At 59.9% G+C, this 22,043-nt stretch carries 18 protein-coding genes; 13 read left to right on the top strand and 5 right to left on the bottom strand.

Features of this window, described 5'->3' with window-relative positions:
* Window positions 1–12 precede the first annotated feature (12 nt).
* Both betT and epsC read right to left on the bottom strand, forming a co-directional pair.
* Window positions 13–1,968 carry a choline transporter BetT gene (gene betT, locus ACA055_RS01035; RefSeq protein ID WP_497684341.1) on the bottom strand — a complete coding sequence of 652 codons (1,956 nt, stop codon included), beginning with the start codon at window positions 1,966–1,968 and terminating at the stop codon, window positions 13–15.
* A 406-nt stretch (window positions 1,969–2,374) separates the two neighbouring features.
* Window positions 2,375–3,301, bottom strand: a complete 927-nt coding sequence (gene epsC / locus ACA055_RS01030; protein WP_497681976.1) for a serine O-acetyltransferase EpsC — start codon at window positions 3,299–3,301, stop codon at window positions 2,375–2,377.
* Window positions 3,302–3,495: 194 nt separating this feature from the next.
* On the opposite strand from epsC, the gene ACA055_RS01025 reads away from it, so the two are divergent.
* The 13 genes from ACA055_RS01025 to ACA055_RS00965 all read left to right on the top strand — a co-directional run bounded on the left by ACA055_RS01025 (window position 3,496) and on the right by ACA055_RS00965 (window position 16,624).
* Window positions 3,496–4,488: a D-cysteine desulfhydrase gene (locus tag ACA055_RS01025; RefSeq protein WP_497681975.1), complete on the top strand. Its 993-nt coding sequence runs from the start codon at window positions 3,496–3,498 to the stop codon at window positions 4,486–4,488.
* 233 nt (window positions 4,489–4,721) lie between these two features.
* A complete protein-coding gene (gene tcyJ, locus ACA055_RS01020; protein ID WP_497681974.1) occupies window positions 4,722–5,516 on the top strand; it encodes a cystine ABC transporter substrate-binding protein in 795 nt (264 codons plus the stop codon).
* Window positions 5,516–6,181, top strand: coding sequence for a cystine ABC transporter permease (gene tcyL, locus ACA055_RS01015; protein ID WP_497681973.1), 666 nt, complete (start codon window positions 5,516–5,518; stop codon window positions 6,179–6,181). Before tcyJ ends, tcyL begins: the two co-directional genes overlap by 1 nt.
* A gap of 4 nt (window positions 6,182–6,185) precedes the next feature.
* Window positions 6,186–6,941, top strand: a complete 756-nt coding sequence (tcyN, locus tag ACA055_RS01010; RefSeq protein ID WP_497681972.1) for an L-cystine ABC transporter ATP-binding protein TcyN — start codon at window positions 6,186–6,188, stop codon at window positions 6,939–6,941.
* 485 nt (window positions 6,942–7,426) lie between these two features.
* Window positions 7,427–8,191, top strand: coding sequence for a hypothetical protein (locus ACA055_RS01005; RefSeq protein ID WP_497681971.1), 765 nt, complete (start codon window positions 7,427–7,429; stop codon window positions 8,189–8,191).
* Between the two features lie 372 nt (window positions 8,192–8,563).
* Window positions 8,564–9,805, top strand: a complete 1,242-nt coding sequence (locus tag ACA055_RS01000; RefSeq protein WP_497681970.1) for an SfnB family sulfur acquisition oxidoreductase — start codon at window positions 8,564–8,566, stop codon at window positions 9,803–9,805.
* Between the two features lie 23 nt (window positions 9,806–9,828).
* A complete protein-coding gene (locus tag ACA055_RS00995; RefSeq protein WP_497681969.1) occupies window positions 9,829–11,022 on the top strand; it encodes an SfnB family sulfur acquisition oxidoreductase in 1,194 nt (397 codons plus the stop codon).
* Entirely contained in the window at window positions 11,022–12,374 is a 1,353-nt protein-coding gene (locus ACA055_RS00990) for an LLM class flavin-dependent oxidoreductase (RefSeq protein WP_497681968.1), read from the top strand. The genes ACA055_RS00995 and ACA055_RS00990 overlap by 1 nt, the downstream gene beginning before the upstream one ends.
* Window positions 12,375–12,502: 128 nt before the next feature.
* Window positions 12,503–13,312, top strand: a complete 810-nt coding sequence (locus ACA055_RS00985; RefSeq protein WP_497681967.1) for a MetQ/NlpA family ABC transporter substrate-binding protein — start codon at window positions 12,503–12,505, stop codon at window positions 13,310–13,312.
* A gap of 2 nt (window positions 13,313–13,314) precedes the next feature.
* Window positions 13,315–14,436, top strand: a complete 1,122-nt coding sequence (locus ACA055_RS00980; RefSeq protein ID WP_497681966.1) for a methionine ABC transporter ATP-binding protein — start codon at window positions 13,315–13,317, stop codon at window positions 14,434–14,436.
* Window positions 14,426–15,070, top strand: coding sequence for a methionine ABC transporter permease (locus tag ACA055_RS00975; RefSeq protein WP_497681965.1), 645 nt, complete (start codon window positions 14,426–14,428; stop codon window positions 15,068–15,070). The genes ACA055_RS00980 and ACA055_RS00975 overlap by 11 nt, the downstream gene beginning before the upstream one ends.
* Window positions 15,071–15,432: 362 nt before the next feature.
* On the top strand, window positions 15,433–15,783 hold the full coding sequence (locus ACA055_RS00970; RefSeq protein WP_497681964.1) for a DUF6124 family protein: 351 nt from the start codon (window positions 15,433–15,435) through the stop codon (window positions 15,781–15,783).
* 211 nt (window positions 15,784–15,994) lie between these two features.
* Window positions 15,995–16,624, top strand: a complete 630-nt coding sequence (locus ACA055_RS00965; RefSeq protein ID WP_497681963.1) for a class I SAM-dependent methyltransferase — start codon at window positions 15,995–15,997, stop codon at window positions 16,622–16,624.
* Window positions 16,625–16,739: 115 nt separating this feature from the next.
* On the opposite strand, the gene ACA055_RS00960 is transcribed toward ACA055_RS00965, so the two are convergent.
* From ACA055_RS00960 to ACA055_RS00950, 3 genes are read right to left on the bottom strand one after another with little or no spacing between them, the layout of a single operon-like run.
* Complete coding sequence (locus ACA055_RS00960; RefSeq protein ID WP_497681962.1) at window positions 16,740–19,793, bottom strand: efflux RND transporter permease subunit; 3,054 nt, start codon at window positions 19,791–19,793, stop codon at window positions 16,740–16,742.
* Window positions 19,790–20,857: an efflux RND transporter periplasmic adaptor subunit gene (locus ACA055_RS00955; RefSeq protein ID WP_497681961.1), complete on the bottom strand. Its 1,068-nt coding sequence runs from the start codon at window positions 20,855–20,857 to the stop codon at window positions 19,790–19,792. Before ACA055_RS00955 ends, ACA055_RS00960 begins: the two co-directional genes overlap by 4 nt.
* Window positions 20,854–21,957, bottom strand: coding sequence for an efflux RND transporter periplasmic adaptor subunit (locus ACA055_RS00950; RefSeq protein ID WP_497681960.1), 1,104 nt, complete (start codon window positions 21,955–21,957; stop codon window positions 20,854–20,856). The genes ACA055_RS00955 and ACA055_RS00950 overlap by 4 nt, the downstream gene beginning before the upstream one ends.
* Between the last annotated feature and the right edge of the window lie 86 nt (window positions 21,958–22,043).

Raw genomic sequence — 22,043 nt, 5'->3', positions numbered from 1 at the left:
ACCGGTTCTCGATCAACGCACCAAATGCAAAAACTGCATGTGCCGTTCGTACTGATCGAGGATGTCGTTGATCACCTGTTCCTTGGTATAGCCCACCAGATCGTAGTCCTGACTGCCCTCGCTCAAATGCACTTCGGCCCGGTAATAGCGACGGTTGTTGAGTTCCTTGGAACCCATGCCGCCACGGGCAAAGGACGGCGTGAAGTAGCCACGCATCTGCACCTGATAGATGAACGGATGCTGCTCGCCGTGACCGATCTCCAGGCTGACACTGTCGTTGGCCGGATCGGGCTGAGCGACCACGTGCAGACCCTTTTCGACGAACACGGCCGTTACCTCTTCAATCGCCGGACGCACCGTCGTTTCGAGGAAACGATAGACCTCATCGCGAGACGGGAAATGCACGGCCTGACTCAAGCGCTGACGCCAGCCGCCCCGCCGCGAGCCAGACACCGGTGCGAGGGAATGCAGTTGGGCGATCTGCTTCTGGGACTCCAGATAGAACGCCTTGTGCAGCCCCCACATCATCAGCAGCAGGATCATCGAGAACGGCAACGAGGTCAGCACCACTGCCGACTTCAACGCATCAATGCTGCCGGAGAACAGCAGCGCACTGGTCACCAGCGCGGTCATCGCACCCCAGAACACCCGCAGCCATTTCGGCCCGTCTTCGTCGGGGTTGCCGCCCTTGGCGGACAGCGTCGACAGCACCACGGTGCCGGAGTCCGCCGAGGTGACGAAGAACACGAAGCTGATGAACACCGTCACCGCGATGACGGTTTTGCTCCACGGGTAGGTTTCCAGCAGCAGATACAGCGTCATCGACGGGTTGTCGATGGCCGACATGCCGAGCGCACTCATGCCGTGATTCAGCACCTGGTCGATGGCGCTGTTGCCGAAAATCGACATCCACGCCAGGGTGAAGCCAAGCGGGATCAGCAGCACGCCGAAGACGAATTCACGGATGGTCCGGCCACGGGAAATCCTTGCGATGAACAGCCCCACGAACGGCGACCATGCAATCCACCAGGCCCAGTAAAACACCGTCCAGCCGCCCAGCCAGTCGCTGGGTTTGTCGTAGGCGTAGAGGTCGAAACTCTTCATCGGCAACGCGCCGAGGTAGTCGCCGATGTTCTGGATCAGGGTGTTGAGCAGATGCTGGGTGGGTCCGGCGAACAACACAAACAGCAGCAGCGCACAGGCCAGCAGCATGTTGATGTCGGACATCACCCGCACGCCTTTATCGACGCCAGACACCGCGACGATGATCGCTGCGCCCATCATCAATGTGATCAGGCCGACCTGAATCCACTGGGTATGAGCGATGCCAAACAGGTAGTCGAGGCCCGAGTTGAGGTGCAACACACCGAAGCCCATGTCGGCGCCGAGGCCGAACACGGTGGCGATGATGCCGAAGCCGTCCACCGCATAACCGATGGGGCCGTTGATGCGCTTGCCGATCAGCGGATACAGCGCCGAACGCAACGCCAGCGGCAGGTTATGCCGGTAAGCAAAGTAGGCCAGCGCCATGCCGACGAAGGCGAACACGCCCCAGCCGTGGAGGCCCCAGTGCAGAAACAGAATCTGCATCGCCTGACGCGCCGCGTCCGCCGTGCCGGCCTCGCCTTGCGGCGGTTGTGCCAGGTGGGTCAACGGTTCGGACACGCAAAAGAAAAACAGCGTGATGCTGATCCCGGCGGCGAACAACATGCCGGCCCAGGACAGGTAACTGAATTCGGGTTCGTCGTGGTCGGCACCGAGCTTGATCTTGCCGTAGCCGGACAAGGCGGTGACCACCACGAAGACCAGATACAGGGTCATCGCGAGCATGTAGTACCAGCCGACCGTGTTGGCCGCCCAGTTTTGCGCCGCCAACAACCAGGCGCCGGCTTCTTCAGGCATGGCAATAACGACAATGCCGAATAGAAAAATGAACGTCGCCGCGAAGTAAAACACCGGCGGATTCATGCGGACCTGGCCGCTTGGAGGGAGGGACGATGCACTCATGAAAGGTGCACCTCGAGGGGGTGAAACAGGGCAATCAATAACGGACTCGGCATAGGCAAGCCTCCTGTTGTGAGCGGGCAGCAAACCGGCGGTTTAACTTGAATGAGCGTTCAAGTTAAACATGAATAGGGTGCTAAGGACTAATTGCAAGGCTCGGCGGTACTGTTCGTACGCTAGCTCAAGGAAGGGTATGACGTGGGGTTTGGAGGATTCGTTCACCGGAAAATTAGCTAAATGCCATTATCCGGTTGGCCTTGAAACCATTCGCGGGCAAGCCCGCCCCCACATTAGATCGCGTGACTCGGTCTAAATGTGGGAGCGGGCTTGCTCGCGAAGGCGGCTTGTCAGGCAGCGAGGGTCTCAGAACTTACTTCTGCGTCCCATCATCATGCTGCAGATTCGCCTGAGTCAGATTGCTTCCCGCCGGCACGCTGCGGGTCAGCCAGACATTACCGCCAATGGTCGAGCCCTTACCGATGGTGATCCGCCCCAGAATCGTCGCACCGGCATAGATCACTACGTCATCCTCGACAATCGGATGTCGCGCCTGCCCCTTCTGCAACTGACCGTCCTCATCCGCCGGGAAGCGCTTGGCCCCCAGGGTCACGGCCTGATAAATCCGCACCCGCTCGCCGATGATGGCGGTCTCGCCGATTACCACGCCCGTCCCGTGATCGATAAAGAAGCTGCGGCCAATCTGCGCGCCGGGGTGAATGTCGATACCGGTGGCCGAGTGGGCGATTTCTGCGCTGATCCGCGCCAGCAACGGCAACCCGGCGCGATACAAATGGTGGGCGAGGCGATGGTGAATCACCGCCAGAATCCCCGGATAGCACAGCAATACTTCATCGACACTGCGCGCCGCCGGGTCGCCGTGATAGGCCGCCAGCACGTCAGTGTCCAACAGGCTGCGCAACCCCGGCAGAGCAAGCGCGAAATCCTGAATGATCTGAATGGTATTGGCCTCGACCTCGGTGTCGGCCTGGGCACTGTGGCGGGCGGCGTAACGCAGTTCGAGTCGTGCCTGAGCCAGCAACGCGTTCAGCGCAACGTCCAGTGTGTGGCCGACGTAGAAGTCTTCGCTTTCCTCGCGCAAGTCCACCGGGCCCAGGCGCATCGGGAACAGTGCACCGCACAGCGCTTCAAGGATCTCCGCCATGGCCGCTCGGGAAGGCAGCTCACGGCCGCCCTGCTCGCCGCTGGCGCGGCCGTTTTGTGCACGCCACTCGTCACGCGCCGTACGCAGTTGGCTGACGATGGTCTGCAATTGCCAATGGCTGGAACGCTCGCTCACGGTAAAAACTCCTCACGGGCGGGCCGGACTGTCTGGCCGCGCTGACGGCGATTACTTTACGGCAAGGTCTGGAAGCCGAATTAAGAACTGATTGTGCTGTGCTCAGCACTTTTTTGCATAAGGGGGATTGGCAGTTGCCCCGCAAAATCGGCGTGCCTATAGTCCTGACATCTTTCTCCGCCAGTACGGAAACCATGATCAAACAACAGCTCGCCCGTTTTGACCGCCTCGATTTGCTTGGCCACCCTACCCCTCTGGAAAAACTTGAACGTCTGTCGTCGTGGCTGGGCCGCGATGTGTACGTCAAACGCGATGACCTGACACCGCTGGCGATGGGCGGCAACAAGCTGCGCAAACTCGAATACCTGGCGGCCGATGCACTCGCCCAGGGCGCCGACACGTTGATCACCGCTGGCGCGCTGCAATCCAACCACGTGCGCCAGACTGCCGCCGTTGCGGCCAAGCTCGGACTGGGCTGCGTCGCGCTGCTGGAAAATCCCCTCGGCACCGACGACAGCAACTATGTCGGCAACGGCAACCGACTGTTGCTGGACCTGTTCGACGCCAAGGTCGAGCTGGTGGAAAACCTCGACAACGCCGACGAACAATTGCAGGCGCTGGCCGACCGTTTAAGCAACAACGGCAAGAGGCCGTATCTGGTGCCGATTGGTGGCTCAAATGCGTTGGGTGCTTTGGGTTACGTGCGCGCAGGGCTGGAACTGGCCGAGCAGATCAAGGACACCGGCCTGAAGTTCGCCGCCGTGGTGCTGGCCTCGGGCAGCGCCGGGACCCACAGCGGCCTGGCGCTGGCGCTGAGCGAAGCACTGCCGGATTTGCCAGTAATTGGCGTCACGGTTTCCCGTAGCGATGAAGATCAGCGGCCGAAGGTTCAGGGCCTCGCTGAACGTACCGCAGAGTTGCTGGGCGTGAATCTGCCGGCGAGTTTCAAGGTCGAGTTGTGGGACGAATATTTCGGCCCGCGTTATGGCGAACCGAATGCCGGCACGCTAGCGGCGGTGAAGTTGGTGGCGAGTCAGGAAGGCTTGCTGCTGGACCCTGTCTACACTGGCAAGGCCATGGCCGGGTTGCTCGACGGGATCGGTCGCCAGCGTTTTGACGAAGGCCCGATCATCTTCCTGCACACCGGTGGAGCACCGGCGTTGTTTGCCTACAAAGACTTCCTGTAATTGATCGTTCCCACGCTCTGCGTGGGAACGATCTTGAACGCATATTCATTAAAAGAATAACAAACGCAGTATTTATTATTTTCCTATCTAAAAGCACCGTCATATAGTCGCGCCGCAGGCGAATTTGCAGCGAGACGCATACGCTGCTTTAGGGCAGGATATCGCAGTCGTTCAAATCCCGAATTTGCCAACTTTCCTTAAGCGTTCTCCATAAGAAAACACAGGGGCTTGTCATGAATTTTTCCGTACTACGTCGAAATCTGCTGGTAGGTTCGCTGGGCCTGGCGCTCAGCGCCGGTCTGCTGGGGCAAGCGGTTGCCGGTGAGCAACTGCAAAAAATCAAAGACGCTGGCGTAATCAACGTCGGCCTGGAAGGCACCTACCCACCGTTCAGTTTCGTCGACGCCGACGGCAAACTGGCCGGCTTCGAAGTCGAGTTCTCCGAAGCCCTGGCCAAAGAGCTGGGCGTGAAGGTCAAACTGCAGCCAACCAAATGGGACGGCATCCTCGCAGCCTTGGAATCCAAGCGCCTGGACGCGGTGATCAACCAGGTAACCATCTCTGAAGAGCGCAAGAAGAAGTACGACTTCTCCGAGCCGTACACCGTTTCCGGGATTCAGGCGCTGGTTCTGACCAAGAACAAAGACACCATCAAGACCGCCGCCGATCTGGACGGCAAGAAAGTCGGCGTTGGCCTGGGCACCAACTACGAGCAGTGGCTCAAGGACAATCAGCCTAAAGCCATCATCAAGACCTACGACGATGATCCGACCAAGTTCCAGGACCTGCGTGTCGGCCGCATCGACGCCATTCTGATCGACCGCCTCGCCGCACTGGAATACGCCAAGAAGGCCAAGGACACTGTCGCCGCCGGCGAAGCGTTCTCCCGTCAGGAAGCCGGTATTGCCCTGCGCAAAGGCGAGCCTGAGTTGCTGGCAGCGGTGAACAAAGCCATCGACAAGCTGCGTGCCGACGGTACGCTGAAAAAGCTTTCGGAAAAATACTTCAGCGCTGACGTCACTCAATAATGGAAGAAGCTTTCCAACTCGCACTGGACTCCCTGCCCTTCCTGCTCAAGGGGGCCTACTACACGGTCATCTTGAGCCTGGGCGGGATGTTCTTCGGCCTCATGCTGGGCTTCGGCCTGGCGTTGATGCGCCTGTCGCGCTTCAAGCTGGTGAGCTGGATCGCCCGCATCTACGTGTCGTTCTTTCGCGGCACGCCGTTGCTGGTGCAACTGTTCGTGATCTATTACGGCTTGCCGCAATTGGGCATGGAACTCGATCCGCTGCCGGCGGCCCTGATCGGCTTCTCGCTGAACATGGCCGCTTACGCCTGTGAAATCCTGCGTTCCGCGATCAGCTCCATCGAGCGCGGTCAGTGGGAAGCTGCCGCCAGCATCGGCATGACCCGTGCGCAGACGCTGCGCCGGGCCATCCTGCCGCAAGCGATGCGCACCGCATTGCCGCCGCTGGGCAACAGCTTCATTTCGCTGGTCAAGGACACCGCGCTGGCCGCCACCATCCAGGTGCCGGAGCTGTTCCGCCAGGCGCAGCTGATTACAGCACGCACCTTCGAAGTGTTCACCATGTACCTTGCCGCCGCGCTGATCTACTGGATTCTGGCCACGGTGCTCTCGCACCTGCAGAACAAGTTGGAAGAGCGGGTCAATCGGCACGACCAGGAGTCCTGACCCAATGATTGTCGTGGAAAAACTGACAAAGCAGTTCAAGGGTCAAGTCGTGCTCAACGGCATCGATCTGCAGGTGAAGGAAGGCGAGGTAGTGGCGATCATCGGGCCGAGCGGCTCGGGTAAAACCACGTTCCTGCGCTGCCTGAACTTCCTGGAAGAACCCACCAGCGGCCGGATCAAGGTCGGCGACATCGAGATCGATGGCAGTCGCCCGCTGAACCAGCAGCAGGGCCTGGTGCGACGTTTGCGCCAGCACGTGGGCTTCGTATTCCAGAACTTCAACCTGTTCCCCCATCGCACTGCCCTGGAAAACGTCATCGAAGGCCCGATCGTGGTGAAAAAAATCCCGCGTGACGAAGCCGTTGCCCTGGGAAAAAAACTCATGGCCAGGGTCGGCCTTGCCGGCAAGGAAGACGCTTACCCGCGTCGCCTTTCCGGTGGTCAGCAACAGCGTGTGGCGATTGCCCGGGCGTTGGCGATGGAGCCAGAAGTGATTCTGTTCGACGAACCCACCTCAGCCCTCGATCCAGAGTTGGTGGGTGAAGTGCTGGCGACCATCCGCAGCCTGGCCGAGGAGAAGCGCACCATGGTTATCGTTACCCACGAAATGGGCTTTGCCCGGGACGTGGCGAACCGCGTGGTGTTTTTCGACAAGGGAGTGATCGTTGAACAAGGCGAAGCCAAGGCGCTGTTTGCCAACCCGAAAGAAGAACGCACGAAACAATTCCTCAGCAAGTTTCTGAATAACGCCCACAACTAAACATCCGCGCAACACCGTCAACTTCCACGGATGGAAGTGACACCCTCACCATTTATAAATCCTTGTCTTCCCTTAGTTAAATGTACGCGCACGATATACAACTTTTTGTCAGCGCGCGCGGTACATATATATGTCCTGCAACAGATTGACCTGTCTTAAAATTCTCTAACCTCGTGATCACCTTTGATTGATCGGACGTCGCCCCATAGCGCCTATACCCCGTGTTTTGGCGGTTATATTCGACAGAGCGACAGGGTTTATTAACTTCCCAACGTAGGAGTTTTCTGAATAACACCTGATCTTGTATTTAACCAACTCACTCTATTGACACTTATTCACGCACACTCTTATCTAGTCTCCAGCAAGCAACAATCATCACGCTCAATCATTATTTCAACTCAAAGTAATGAACTGTTTTGCTGTTCGGAATTCGTGTTTTTGATTTTCCAGAAACGGACTTCGCTGCAAGACTTCAAGGAGAACCCATGAAAAGCACCTCGAACAAACCCGAGCTGGCGGCCCCGACCCTGGCGCAATCTCACAAGACCGGCATCAACATCACCTCGGCGGCCCGCCTGCTGATCGACGTGGCGCCCTACTCCGGCATGGACGAAGGTGACCTGATCGAGCTGTTCTGGGACAACTGCTACGTCGCCTCCAGGGTTCTGACGGCCAACAATGTCGGACAACCGGTCCAACTGCGCGTGCCCGAGAGCTTCATCGCCAATGGCACCTCACGCATTCACTACCGGATCATGCAGATCGGGCACGGGCCGGCGCTATCGGCCGCCAGATGCGTGCAGATCAAACTCGACTGCCCCGGTGGCCAGCCGTCTGAACTATGCGGCGATGAAAACCAGCGCCTGGCGCCGGTGACCATCCCCGAGACCATTCGCCGTCAGGGGGTCAATCCGAACCAGATCAAGCGCGGAGTTCCGCTGACCATCGAGCCGTACCTGAACATGGCAGCCGACGACGAAATCACCCTGCGCTGGGGCGATGTACGCATGGATCTGCCACGGCTCAAGGCGTGCGATATCGGCCTGCCGATTCAGGTCTGGGTGCCGCCAGCGATCATTCTTGAAGCGGGTGAAGACCTGCGCCTGGAGGTGACCTACTGCATCCTCGACCGGGTGGGCAACAACTCGCGCTGGGCGCCGGCACGCAGGCTGAAGATCGGGTGTGCCAATCCCTACCTCAAAGTCCCACCAAAGGAACTGCTGAAGGTCGCCGAACCCCGTAAACGCTGATCTCCTTGTAGCCGCGGCGAAGCCTGTGGGAGCGGGCTTGCTCGCGAAGAACGATACCGCGGTTTTTCTGCTAAACCGCGGCACCTGTTTCGCGAGCGAGCCCTCTGCCACAGGCTTCGCCACCGGCTTTAAAGCGACGCGCCCCTTACCTCATTGGGCCTGGCGACACCCTTCTATGCATATTCCTAAAAGTTAGTTTATTAATTTTTTACACACGCTTAGGGTATATGCACCGGACCACCGGACATTCGTGTTTTTCGTTCGCCGCAACCATCGCGGCGTTTTCATGAGATGTGAGGTAGGTATGGTCCGGAACACAATCACCCCAGTGCAGATCGCCAGGGCATTGCGTGCAGCCAAGGAGCGGCACTGATGTCGAGTCTGGCAGATGCAATCATCCAGAGTGATCTGGACATCGCCCCGTTGTTGTTGCCCGCGCAAGTCTTGCGCAACGACGCACAAGCGATCAAGGCCGCCCATGAGCTGGCGCAAGTCGCCCGCCTGCATGCGGCAAAACGTGACCAGCAGCGCAAGCTGCCGTGGTCGGAAATCGAACAGTTCACCCGCAGCGGCCTGGGCAGTATTGCCATCCCGCGCGAATACGGTGGCCCGCAGGTTTCGTTCGTCACCCTGGCCGACGTTTTCGCGATCATTTCCGCGGCGGACCCGGCATTGGGCCAGATCCCGCAGAACCAGTTCGGCATTCTCAACCTGGTGCTCGGCAGCGCCACCGAACAGCAAAAAAAACAGCTGTTCAAAAGCGTGCTTGAAGGTTGGCGGATCGGTAATGCCGGACCCGAGCGTGGCACCAAAAACACCCTTGAACTCAAAGCGCGGATCACTGCCGACGGTGATGGTTTTGTCCTCAACGGGCAGAAGTTCTATTCCACCGGCGCGCTGTTCGCTCACTGGGTCGCGGTCAAGGCGCTGAACGACGATGGCAAGCAAGTGCTGGCCTTCGTCCGTCGCGGCACGCCGGGCTTGCGCATCGTTGACGACTGGTCGGGCTTCGGCCAGCGCACCACCGCCAGCGGCACGATTTTACTCAACAACGTGCGAGTCGACGCCGAGTGGGTGGTGGACAACTGGAAGATCAACGACAAGCCGAATATTCAGGGCGCGGTCTCGCAGTTGATCCAGGCAGCCATCGATGCCGGGATTGCCCGGGGCGCCATCGACGACGCCATCGAGTTCGTGAAAACCCGCGCCCGGCCATGGATCGACGCCAAGGTCGAACGAGCCAGTGATGATCTCTATGTCATCGCCGACATCGGCAAACTGAAAATCGAACTGCACGCCGCCGAAGCCCTGCTACGCAAGGCCGGGCAGGTGCTCGATCAGGTCAACGCCGCTCCACTCACCGCCGAGTCCGCAGCCCGTGCCTCGATTGCCGTGGCCGAAGCCAAAGTGCTGACCACCGAGATCTCGCTGCTGGCCAGCGAAAAGCTCTTCGAACTGGCCGGCAGTCGCGCCACCCTCGCCGAATTCAACCTCGACCGTCACTGGCGCAACGCCCGGGTGCACACGCTGCACGACCCGGTGCGCTGGAAATACCACGCCGTCGGCACCTATCACTTGAACGGCACGCTCCCCGCTCGCCACTCCTGGATTTAACGACCAGATCTCTGGAGAAACATATGACTCTTTCTCACCACGTCGCGGTCATAACCAGCGATGAGCAAGCCCTGATTGTCGCCAGTGACCTGGCCGAAGATTTCAAACGCGACAGCGCCCTGCGCGACCGCGAGCGCCGCCTGCCACACCCGGAACTGGAAGTGTTTTCCCGCTCGGGCCTCTGGGGCATCAGCGTGCCCAAGGAGTACGGCGGCGCTGGCGTTTCCAACGTCACACTGGCCAGGGTGATTGCCTTGATCGCTCAGGCTGACGGTTCGCTGGGGCAGATTCCGCAAAACCATTTCTATGCCCTCGAAGTGCTGCGCGTGAATGGCAGCGAAGAGCAGAAAAAACGCCTGTACGCAGAAGTCCTCGCCGGTCAGCGCTTCGGCAATGCCCTGGCTGAACTGGGCACCAAAACCGCCCACGACCGCGTCACCAGCCTGACCCGCGACGGTGATGGCTATCGCATTAACGGTCGCAAGTTCTACGCCACCGGAGCGATTTACGCCCAGCGCATCCCCACCTCGGTGGTGGATGAAAACGGCGTGCAGCAACTGGCTTTCGTGCCGCGCGACAGCAAAGGCCTGACAGTGATCGACGACTGGAGCGGCTTCGGCCAGCGCACCACCGGCAGCGGTTCGGTGGTGTTCGAAGATGTCTTTGTTGCAGCAGACGACGTGATCCCGTTTCAAAGCGCCTTCGAGCGTCCTACTCCGGTCGGCCCGCTGGCGCAGATTCTCCATGCCGCCATCGACACCGGCATCGCCCGCGCCGCCTATGAAGATGCGCTGCATTTCGTGCGCACCAAAACCCGACCGTGGATCGATTCCGGCAACGACAAGGCCACCGAAGACCCGCTGACCATCAAGAGCTTCGGCCACTTGAGCATTCGCCTGCACGCCGCCGAGGCGCTGCTGGAACGCGCCGGCCAATTTCTCGACAAAGCCCAGGCCGACACCAACGCCGAGACCGTCGCCGCCGCCTCGATTGCCGTCGCCGAAGCCCGGGCCATCAGCACTGAAATTTCCCTCGCCGCTGGCAGCACGCTGTTCGAACTGGCCGGCAGCCAGGCGACCCTGATTGAACACGGCCTCGATCGCCACTGGCGCAACGCTCGGGTGCACACCCTGCACGACCCGGTGCGCTGGAAGTATCACGCCGTCGGCAACTACTACCTCAACGATGAAAACCCGCCACTGCGGGGGACCATCTGATGGCAAAGAAGAAGATCCTGCTCAACGCGTTCAACATGAACTGCATCGGGCACATCAACCATGGCTTGTGGACACATCCACGGGACACCTCGACTCAGTACAAAACCATCGAATACTGGACTGAACTGGCGCAACTGCTGGAGCGCGGACTGTTCGATGGTTTGTTCATCGCCGACATCGTCGGGGTCTACGACGTCTATCAAAACTCGGTGGGCGTGCCGCTGAAAGAATCGATCCAATTGCCGGTCAACGACCCGCTGCTGTTGGTCTCGGCCATGGCTGCGGTCACCAAGAACCTCGGTTTCGGCCTGACTGCCAACCTCACCTACGAGCCGCCCTATCTGTTCGCCCGGCGCATGTCGACCCTCGATCACCTGAGCCGTGGCCGGGTCGGCTGGAACATCGTCACCGGCTACCTCGACAGCGCCGCCAAGGCCATGGGCCTGAGCGAACAAGTCGAACACGACCGCCGCTACGACCAGGCCGACGAATACCTGCAAGTGCTCTACAAACTCTGGGAAGGCAGTTGGGAAAACGGCGCGGTGCTGAACGATCCGCAGCAACGGATCTACGCCCAACCGGAAAAAGTGCACAAGGTCGAGCACAAGGGCGAGTTCTATCAGGTGGAGGGTTATCACCTCTGCGAGCCGTCACCGCAGCGTACGCCGGTGCTGTTCCAGGCCGGCAGTTCGGATCGCGGCTTGCTGTTCGCCGGGCGTCACGCCGAGTGCGTATTCATCAGCGGCCAGAACAAACCGTCGACCAAAATTCAGGTGGACAAGGTGCGCGCCAGCGCTGTCGAGGCCGGGCGTAATCCCGAGGATATCAAGGTGTTCATGGGGCTGAACGTGATCGTCGGCGCCACCGAAGAACTGGCCTGGGCCAAGCACGCCGAGTATTTGAGCTACGCAAGTGCCGAGGCTGGTGTGGCGCATTTTTCGGCGTCCACCGGGATCGACTTTTCCGAATACGAGATAGACGAACCGATCCAGTACGTGAAGAGCAACGCGATCCAGTCTGCGACCAAGAACCTGCAAAACAACGACTGGACCCGGCGCAAATTGCTTGAGCAACACGCACTCGGTGGGCGCTACATCACCGTGGTCGGCTCGCCTGAGCAAGTGGCCGATGAGCTGGAATCGTGGATCGCAGAAACCGGGCTCGACGGCTTCAACCTGACGCGGATCGTCACACCGGAGAGCTATGTGGATTTCATCGATTGGGTGATTCCGGAGTTGCAACGGCGCGGGTCGTACAAGACCGCTTACGACAGCGGCAGCCTGCGGGAAAAACTGTTTCACGGCGAGGCGCATTTGCCTGAGCAACACACCGGTTCGGCCTACCGCCGCTAAAAGCTTCGCGAGCAGGCTCGCTCCCACAGTGGATCTTCAGTGGTCACACAATCCCTGTAGGAGGGAGCCTGCTCGCGAAGAGGTCCGCCCAAACACCCAAAATTTATGCACTGACTGGAAAACCCATCATGAAAAAGACCTACCTCTCTCACCCAGTCAAAGCACTGGCCCTGGCCCTCGGCCTTTTCAGCTCCGTCACCTTCGCCGCCGACGCGCCGCTGAAAGTCGGCACCACCGCTGCCTTCGCCATCCCCCTGGAAGCAGCGGTAGAAGAAGCCAACAAACAAGGCCTGAAAGTCGAGCTCGTAGAGTTCAGCGACTGGATCGCACCCAACGTCAGCCTCGCTGCCGGCGACATCGACGTGAACTACTTCCAGCACATCCCGTTCCTGGAAAACGCCAAGGCCGCCGCCGGTTTTGACCTGGTGCCATTCAAGCCAGGGATCATCAACAACGTCGGCCTCTACTCGAAGAAATACAAAAGCTTCGACGAATTGCCAGAAGGCGCCAGCGTGGCCATCGCCAACGATCCGATCAACAGCGGTCGCGGCTTGCAACTGCTGGCCAAGGCCGGGTTGATCACGCTCAAACCGGGCGTCGGCTACAAGGCCACCGAAGAAGACATCATCGCCAATCCGAAAAAAATCAAAATCCTCCAGGTCGAAGCCGTGCAACTGGTGCGTGCCTACGACGACGCCGATCTGGTCCAGGGTTACCCGGCCTACATCCGCCTGTCGAAGACCTTCGATGCAGGCTCCGCGCTGCTGTTCGACGGCCTCGATCACAAGGAATACGTGATCCAGTTTGTGATCCAGCCGAAAAGCAAAACCGACCCGCGCCTGATCAAGTTCGTCGACATCTACCAGCACTCCCCAGCCGTTCGCGCCGCGCTGGATAAGGCCCACGGCAAGCTCTATCAAGCCGGTTGGGAAAGCTGAAAATGACGGCCGCTATCCAACGGCGACTGGAGATTCCAGAGCCTCAGAAAGCCGAACAGACTGAACTGCACCCGGACTTCAATCGCGCCCACGTGCGTTTCATCGGCCTGGGTAAAACCTACAACGGCCAGCAAGGTCCGGTGGCGGCGTTGCACGGCATCGACCTGGCGATCCAGCGCGGCGAAGTGTTCGGCATCATCGGCCGCAGCGGTGCCGGCAAGTCGTCGCTGATCCGCACCATCAACCGCCTCGAACAACCGAGCACCGGCCGGGTGCTGATCGATCAGGTAGACATCGGCGAGTTCGATGAAGACCGGCTCGTGGCGCTGCGCCGGCGCATCGGCATGATCTTCCAGCACTTCAACCTGATGTCGGCCAAGACAGTCTGGCAGAACGTCGAGTTGCCGCTGAAAGTGGCCGGTGTGCCCAAGGAAAAACGCGAGCAGAAAGTTCGCGAACTGCTGGAACTGGTCGGCCTGCAAGAGAAGCACAAGGCCTACCCGGCGCAGCTTTCCGGCGGACAGAAGCAGCGCGTCGGGATTGCCCGGGCGCTGGTTCACGACCCGGAGATTCTGCTGTGCGACGAGGCCACTTCAGCGCTGGACCCGGAGACCACCCAATCGATCCTCGGCCTGCTGCGCGAGATCAATCAGCGGCTGGGTTTGACCATCGTACTGATCACCCACGAGATGGCGGTGATTCGCGATATCTGTGATCGCGTCGTGGTGCTTGAGCACGGACGAGTTGTCGAGCAAGGGCCGGTCTGGGAAGTGTTCGGCAACCCGCAGCATGAGGTCAGCAAGACTTTGCTCGCGCCGCTGCAACACGCGCTGCCGGACGAACTGCAAAGCCGTTTGCACCCGCAAGCGCCTTCTTCCGATGCCGCCGTGGTGCTGCGATTGCAATTCACCGGCAGCGCCACGGACGAGCCGGATCTGGCGGCACTGTTCGCCGCCCTCGGTGGTCGCGTGCGCTTACTGCAAGGTGGCGTGGAACGGATTCAAGGTCACGCCCTCGGGCAACTGCTGCTGGCGGTGACAGAGTCTTCGCTCGGCGCCGAAGAATTGCGGCAACGCGCCGGCAATTGGGCGCAACAGGTGGAGGTGCTGGGTTATGTGGTTTGATCGCTTGCTGCAGGGTTTTATCGACACCTTCTTGATGGTCGGTGTGTCTTCGTTGATCGCACTGCTGGCAGGCATTCCGCTGGCGGTGATTCTGGTCACCAGCTCCAAAGGCGGGATCTATGAAGCACCGGCGCTGAACCGCGCGTTGGGTGCGTTCGTGAACCTGTTTCGCTCGATTCCGTTTTTGATTTTGATGGTGGCGCTGATTCCGTTCACCCGGTTGATTGTCGGCACCACTTACGGTGTGTGGGCGGCCGTCGTTCCGCTGACCATCGCTGCCACGCCGTTCTTTGCGCGCATTGCCGAAGTCAGTTTGCGTGAGGTCGATCACGGCTTGATCGAAGCGGCGCAAGCCATGGGTTGCCGTCGCTGGCACATCGTTTGGCACGTGTTGTTGCCTGAAGCGCTGCCGGGAATTGTCGGGGGGTTCACGATTACGCTGGTGACCATGATCAACTCGTCGGCGATGGCCGGGGCGATTGGGGCTGGTGGGCTGGGCGACATTGCGTATAGGTACGGATATCAGCGGTTTGATAGCCAGATCATGCTGACGGTGATTGTGTTGCTGGTGGTGTTGGTGGCGGTGATTCAGCTGAGTGGGGATCGGTTGGCGCGGGGGTTGAACAAGCGTTGAGTCTGGCTGCGATCTTGGCGATATTTCGTACAGGAAAATCAGCGGTTCCGAAGGTCCGATCCCTTTCCTTTGCAGGACATTTCCTAGATCATTCCGAACGCTTGCGCCGGCAAAATCCCGTGGCTACTCTCGGTCCGTCACTGCTCATCAGTGATCGGGTTTAGTCGCCCGGATCTTCTAGGCGCACAGCGCTACCTCATACCAGGTGTTTCATTGCCTGAAAGTTATGGTGGCTGTGCGCAGGGCACCTTCGGGTGCGCCGGGTTGCCTAGAGACCGGTCGACTAACCTGCGTGCAGTCGCCACCCCTGTTCGTTTAGTCGCGATATCGGTTGGCTCCAATTAACTCTAGGAGTTTTACCTATGGAAAGATCCGTACCCGACCCTCCTCCCGAAACAGCCTCCAACAAAGCCGACGATCCGCTCAAGGACCGTTCCGCGCTCTACCGTGCAATCGATTTCTACCTGACCGGCGAGCAGCCGGGCGCACCGGATGAATTGCGGTTCTACAACGTCAGCAAAGACGTGAGTTTCGAAGACACCCAGCTCTACATCGCTGACTTGCTGCGCTGTGCATCAGTCACGGCGTATCAGTGTGGTGACCATCTCAAAGGCGCCGACCGGGCATTGGTGTTCTCCATTTGGCATTTGCTGGAGATTGCCAAAGCCATGGTTGACCGGTCCATTGAATGTCTGGGGATGAAACAGAGCTGAGTCAGGCTGGAGTCATTGGTCGTCAGTGATACCGCTTTCGCGAGCAAGCCCGCTCCCACATTTGATCTTGGGTGAACACAAAACCTGTGTTCTGCGCGATTAAGTGTGGGAGCGGCGGTGCGACGATTCGACTTGCTCGCGAATGGCTGCGAAGCAGCCTCCGGCTTCATGGCGTATATTCGGCAAACCCCAATTGCCTGCGCAGCCGACCATGAAACAGACTCCCGACGATCTCGAGAAGATCACCGCCACCACCCTGGGCCATTACAACTCGGTGGCCGAGGACTTCCGTGAAGGCACTCGCGATCACGATGTCAGCCAGAACATCGATGCGCTGTTACGGCACATTCAGGGTGAGGCGCCGTTCGACATTCTCGATTTTGGCTGCGGACCAGGACGTGATTTACAGACCTTCACGCGCATGGGCCACAAAGCCGTCGGCCTCGACGGGTCGGAAAAGTTTGCGCAGATGGCGCGGGAGGACAGCGGTTGTGAAGTCTGGCAGCAGGACTTTCTGAAACTGGATCTGCCGGCTGATCGCTTCGACGGGATCTTTGCCAATGCGGCGCTGTTTCATGTCCCGCGTCTGGAGTTGCCGCGGGTGTTGAAGCAACTGCATGGAGCGTTGAAGCCGGGCGGTGTGTTGTTCAGTTCCAATCCTCGTGGCAAGAATCAGGAAGGCTGGAACGGGACGCGTTATGGGGCGTACCACGATCTTGAGGCGTGGCAGCAAATGCTGACTGCGGCGGGGTTTGTGGAGCTGGAACATTACTACCGGCCGGCGGGGTTGCCGCGAGAGCAGCAGCCTTGGTTGGCCAGCGTTTGGCGTAAGACGGCGTAGTCAGTCAGGCCGTCTTCGCGAGCAGGCTCGCTCCCACAGGGTATCGCGTCCGCCAGACAACTCGGTCAACTGTGGGAGCGAGCCTGCTCGCGAATAGAGCGCGCAGCGCTCGACCTTACTGCACCTCTTTCTTCGGCTCGCAAATCTTGTACCAGGCCACATACAGCGCCGGCAAAAACAGCAGCGTCAGCAGGGTTGCGATGATGATCCCGCCAATCATCGCGTAGGCCATCGGCCCCCAGAACACTTCCCGGGCAATCGGGATCATCCCCAGGCTTGCCGCCGCAGCCGTCAGCAGAATCGGCCGGCGACGGTGTTCCGTGGCTTGCAGCACCGCGTCCCACGGCGTGTAGCCGTCCTTCTCGAAAGCCTCGATCTGGGTCACCAGAATCACCGAGTTGCGGATGATGATGCCGATCAACGCCAGAATCCCGAGGATCGCCACGAAGCCCATGGGCGTGCCGGTCGGGATCAGCGCCAGCACCACGCCGATCAACCCGAGCGGCGCGACGCTGGCCACCAGGAACAGCTTCTGCACGCTGTGCAACTGAATCATCAGGAAGGTCGCCATCAAAAACAGCATCAACGGCACGACCTTGGCAATCGGCCCCTGGGCCTTGCCGCTTTCCTCCACCGTACCGCCGGTGGCGACTTTGTAACCGACCGGCAAAGTGGCGGCGAATTTGTCGATGTCGGGTTGCAGTTGTTTGACCAGGTCAGTCGGTTGGATCTCGTCGCGCACCGCTGCCTTGATGGTGATCGTCGGTTTGCGGTCGCGACGCCATACCAGCGGCTGCTCAAGTTCATACTGCACGGTGGCGAAAGCCAGCAGTGGAATCGACGTGCCGCCCGGCGTGACGATCTGCAGATTCTGCAGGGTTTCCGGCGTGCCGCGTTCCGCGTCCTCAGCGCGACCCACCACATTGATCAGGTAGATATCGTCGTCGACCTGAGTCACCGGTGAGCCCACGACAATGCTGTTCATCAGGTTCGCCACGTCTTCAGAAGACAGGCCCAATTGCCGCGCCTTGTCCTGAGCGATGTCGATGCGCAGGACTTTGCCCGGCTCGTTCCAGTCGTAAATGATCTCGCCGATGTGCGAGTTTTTATCCAGTTCAGTGGCCAGGGCGATGGCGTGTTTGCGCACCTGATCGATGTCCTTGCCGCTGACCCGATACTGAATCGGACGACCCACTGGCGGGCCCATTTCCAGGGCTTGCACGTAACTGCCGATGCCGACGAAGTCTTTGCGCAGCCGTTCTTGCAAGCGTTGGCTCAGGGCCGTGCGCGATTCCAGGCCTTTGCTGACGATCACCAGTTGCGCGTAGTACGGGTTCTGCAATTGCTGGTCGAGGGGCAGGTAGAAACGGATCGCACCTTCGCCGATGTACGTGCTCCAGCGCACGATGTCCGGGTCGTCCTTGAGGGTCGCTTCGAGTTTATCCACAGCCTTGCGGGTCTCGGCGATCGAGGCGTTTTGCGGCAGGTTGAGGTCGACGAGAATTTCCGGGCGATCGGACGACGGGAAGAACTGGTTCTGCACGAACTGCATGGAAAACACCGACGCCACAAACAAGGCGATGGTGATGCCGATGGCCCACCAGCGGTTGCGCATGGCCCAAAGCATGCCGTAATTGAAGCCGCGGCCGATGCGCCCGGGTTCCGCGTCGTGAGGTTTCACATTGGCGCTGAGAATGTGTATGCCAATCACCGGCGCGAACAGCACCGCGACAATCCATGACACCAGCATCGCCACCGCGATAACCGCAAACAGCGTGAAGGTGTACTCGCCGGCCGAACTGGCATTGAGGCCGATGGGCACGAACCCGGCCACGGTCACCAACGTACCGGTGAGCATCGGGAACGCGGTCGAAGTGTAGGCAAACGTGGCCGCCTGCTCCTTGGTCTCGCCCATTTCCAGGCGCGTGACCATCATCTCGACGGTGATCATTGCATCGTCCACCAACAAGCCAAGGGCGATGATCAGTGCGCCGAGGGAAATCCGCTGCATGGTGATGCCGCTGTATTCCATGAAGATGAAGACCATCGCCAGCACCAGTGGAATCGAGCACGCTACCACCAGCCCGGCGCGCACACCGAGGCTGACGAAGCTGACGATCAGGACGATCACCACCGCTTCGAACAACGCACTGGTGAAGCCGCCGACGGCTTTTTCCACCACTTCGGCCTGGTCGGAAACGGTGTGCACACCGATGCCCACCGGCAGGTCGGCGGTCAGGTCGATCATGCGCTGGTGCAACGCCTTGCCGAACTCCTGAATGTTGCCGCCCTTCTTCATGGCGATCGCCAGACCGATGCCTGTTTGGCCGTTGAAGCGAAATTCCGGTGTCGCCGGGTCGACGTATCCACGGCTGATTTCTGCGATATCAGCCAGGCGATAGAAGCGATCATTGAGTCGCAGGTTGACGTTGGCCAAGTCCTTCTCGGAGGCAAACTGTCCGGACGTGCGCACGGAAATGCGCTCGGGACCGGCCTCGATAACCCCGGCCGGGGTCACCGCGTTTTGCGATTGCAGGCTCTGCACCACCTGACGCTGATCGATGCCCAGCGCCGCCAGTTTGCGGGTGGAGAAATTCAGGTACAGGACTTCGTCCTGCTCGCCGACCATCTCGACCTTGCCCAGCCCCGGCACCTCGCGGATCTCGGCGCGGACCTGCTCGACGTAATCGCGTAACTGGCGCATCGACAAGCCGTCGGCAGTGAAGGCGTAGACCGAACCGAACACATCACCGAATTCGTCATTGAACCCCGGCCCTTGCAAGCCTTGGGGGAACTCGCCGCGAATGTCGTTGATCTTCTTGCGCACCTGGTACCAGATTTGCGGGATGTCCTTGGCGCTGGTGGTGTCGCGCAGGTTGACGAAAACCGTCGATTCACCGGGCCGGGTGTAGCTTTTCACGTAATCGAGAGAGTCGAGTTCTTCGAGTTTTTTCTCGATGCGGTCGGTGACCTGCTTGAGGGTTTCTTCCTGGGTCGCGCCGGGCCAGCGAGTCTGGATCACCATGGTTTTAATGGTGAACGACGGGTCTTCTTCGCGGCCGAGGTTCATGTACGAGAACACGCCCATCAGCAGCGCGACGAACATCAAGTACCAGACAAACGACTGATGCTTGAGGGCCCATTCGGATAAATTGAAACTCCCTTTCATTGCGGGCTGCCCTCGTCGATTTTCACTTTCTGCCCCGGCTTCAGGCTGTTCACACCAGCACTGACCACCCGCTCGCCAGTCTTCACGCCGTTGGCCAACACCATCGTGCTGTCAGTGCGGCTGATGAGGGTAACGTCCCGCGGGGAAACGGTTTGCGTCTGTGGATCGACGACCCAGATCCGCGGCTTGCCCTCCACTTCCTGAAGCGCGGTCAAAGGCAGTTCGATGCGCGGTTTGATCGCGGAGCTCAGGGACACGCTGATCGCCGTGCCCAAGCGAAAGCCCGATGGCGTATCGGTAAGCGTCAGGCGGGCGCGACGGGTGCGGGTTGCGCTTTGCGCCTGGGGTTCGATTTCGCGAACGATGGCAGTGGTGGTGATGCTCGTGTCCATTTGCGCGGACACTTGAAACACCACATCCGATGGGAGCCGGTCGACCAAGGTGTCGGGCAGGTCGATCACCGCTTCCTTGATGTCCGGCTGCGCCAGCGTCACGACTTGCTGGCCGGCGCTCACCACTTGCCCGGCTTCGGCGTTCCACGCGGTGACGATGGCCTTGTGATCGGTGCGCAGTTCGACGTAGTCGAGTTGATCCTTGGCCTGATCGACCGCGGCCTTGGCCTGATCGAGAGAGGCTTGGGTGGTTTTCAGGTCGGTCTGGGCGATGTCCAGTTGCGCCTGGGCGCCCACGCCGCGATCGAATAATTCTTGCTGACGCCGGGCGTTGGCCTGGGCATTGATGAATTGCGCCTGGATACGCGCCAGATCGCCCTGGGCCGAGCGCAACTGGTTCTGTTGGTCGGTGGGGTCGAGGGTCGCGAGCAAGGCGCCTTTTTCGACTTCCGCCCCCACATCCACATTGCGGCTGGCGATGCGACCCGGCACGCGGAAACCCACATTGCTTTCATAGCGGGCCTGGATACTGCCGGCGAAACGCCCGAGGTTTTCTTCGTCCAGAGAGCGGACCTCGATGGACAGCACCGGGCGAACCGGCTCCGGTGGCGGCTCTTTTTCCGAGCAGGCTGCCAGCATCACACCGGCGAAACCCAGTAACAGACGCTTCATGGCTGGGCTCCCGCGCCTAAATCCTTATAGGTGTTTTCGGCGATTTCCACCTTCACCCCAGGGTGCAGCAACTGGCCGCCCGCGATGACGACTTTTTCGCCGCCCTTCAGGCCGGTACTGATGATGACTTTGCCGGTGAGGTAACGGCCGACGGTGACGGTGTGCAGCTGCGCCTTGCCCTCGGCGTCCACCAGCCACACGGCCGGATCGCTGAGGTTTTTGGTCAGCGCCGACCAGGGCAGTTCCACGGCGGATTTACCCGGTGTCTTGGCGGTGGCACTCACGACAGAGCCAAGTTGCATGCCTTCGGGCAGTCCGTGGAGGCTGACTTTGACCTGCACCGTTCCGGTCTGCGCGGAGACTGCCGGGGTGATTTCCCGAACGGTGCCGGTGGTTTTGATGGCCGGGTCATCGAGCAGGCTGACCACCACGTTTTTGTCCGAAGGCGGCTCGGACAACAGCGATTCGTAGACGTTGAACACTGCATCGCGCTCGCCGTCCCGGGCCAGGCTGTAAATCGGTACGGTGGCCTGCACCACCTGGCCGACTTCGGCCTGGCGCGCGGTAATGATTCCCGGTGCATCGGCAATCAACGCGGTGTAACTCAATTGTTCACGGGCGTTGGCCAATTGCGCCTGGGCGGCCGTCAGGGCGCTCTGACTGCTGCGCAATGCAGCTTGGGCGGAATCGTATTCGCTTTGACTGGTGTAGCCCTTGGGCAGGAGTTTTTGCTGGCGAACGAACGCGGCGGCGGACTGTTTGACCCGCGCCTGTTCTGCGACGACCTGGGCCTGGGCCGAATCGACGCTGGTTTGCAGGTCTTTGGGATCAAGCTTGGCGAGTACTTGCTTGGCCGACACCCGGTCACCGACATCGACCATGCGCTGGATGATCTTGCCGCCAACGCGGAACGAGAGTTCAGTCTGCACCCGTGCCTGGACATCGCCGGTGAGGGTCACCGACGCCGCGTAATCGGCCGATTTCACTTCCTGCACGAACACACGCGGGCGGTCCTTTTCGACCTGTGCTTTTTCGCCGCAAGCAGTCAGCAAAACAAAAAGGCTGAAGCCAGCCATTATTTTCAATCCGGGACCAGCCATGCAGACTCCTTTGCGTTGTACGGGCGTGCCAGTGACGATACGACTGTGAGCTTAGAACAGGGTTCCACCTTCGCCCATGCTGATCG

It is taken from the genome of Pseudomonas sp. LBUM1657 (assembly GCF_059716075.1).
This window is presented reverse-complemented; position numbering and strand designations above follow the sequence as displayed.

Excerpts from the sequence above, each read along its gene's own strand:
- ACA055_RS00950 (WP_497681960.1), bottom strand. The coding sequence starts at position 21,957 with ATGGCTGGTCCCGGATTGAAAATAATGGCTGGCTTCAGCCTTTTTGTT.
- tcyN (WP_497681972.1), top strand. The coding sequence starts at position 6,186 with ATGATTGTCGTGGAAAAACTGACAAAGCAGTTCAAGGGTCAAGTCGTG.
- ACA055_RS00995 (WP_497681969.1), top strand. The coding sequence starts at position 9,829 with ATGACTCTTTCTCACCACGTCGCGGTCATAACCAGCGATGAGCAAGCC.
- ACA055_RS01025 (WP_497681975.1), top strand. The coding sequence starts at position 3,496 with ATGATCAAACAACAGCTCGCCCGTTTTGACCGCCTCGATTTGCTTGGC.
- ACA055_RS00975 (WP_497681965.1), top strand. The coding sequence starts at position 14,426 with ATGTGGTTTGATCGCTTGCTGCAGGGTTTTATCGACACCTTCTTGATG.
- ACA055_RS00990 (WP_497681968.1), top strand. The coding sequence starts at position 11,022 with ATGGCAAAGAAGAAGATCCTGCTCAACGCGTTCAACATGAACTGCATC.
- ACA055_RS00960 (WP_497681962.1), bottom strand. The coding sequence starts at position 19,793 with ATGAAAGGGAGTTTCAATTTATCCGAATGGGCCCTCAAGCATCAGTCG.
- ACA055_RS01000 (WP_497681970.1), top strand. The coding sequence starts at position 8,564 with ATGTCGAGTCTGGCAGATGCAATCATCCAGAGTGATCTGGACATCGCC.
- ACA055_RS00985 (WP_497681967.1), top strand. The coding sequence starts at position 12,503 with ATGAAAAAGACCTACCTCTCTCACCCAGTCAAAGCACTGGCCCTGGCC.
- ACA055_RS01005 (WP_497681971.1), top strand. The coding sequence starts at position 7,427 with ATGAAAAGCACCTCGAACAAACCCGAGCTGGCGGCCCCGACCCTGGCG.
- ACA055_RS00970 (WP_497681964.1), top strand. The coding sequence starts at position 15,433 with ATGGAAAGATCCGTACCCGACCCTCCTCCCGAAACAGCCTCCAACAAA.
- tcyJ (WP_497681974.1), top strand. The coding sequence starts at position 4,722 with ATGAATTTTTCCGTACTACGTCGAAATCTGCTGGTAGGTTCGCTGGGC.
- ACA055_RS00955 (WP_497681961.1), bottom strand. The coding sequence starts at position 20,857 with ATGAAGCGTCTGTTACTGGGTTTCGCCGGTGTGATGCTGGCAGCCTGC.
- ACA055_RS00965 (WP_497681963.1), top strand. The coding sequence starts at position 15,995 with ATGAAACAGACTCCCGACGATCTCGAGAAGATCACCGCCACCACCCTG.
- betT (WP_497684341.1), bottom strand. The coding sequence starts at position 1,968 with ATGAATCCGCCGGTGTTTTACTTCGCGGCGACGTTCATTTTTCTATTC.
- ACA055_RS00980 (WP_497681966.1), top strand. The coding sequence starts at position 13,315 with ATGACGGCCGCTATCCAACGGCGACTGGAGATTCCAGAGCCTCAGAAA.
- tcyL (WP_497681973.1), top strand. The coding sequence starts at position 5,516 with ATGGAAGAAGCTTTCCAACTCGCACTGGACTCCCTGCCCTTCCTGCTC.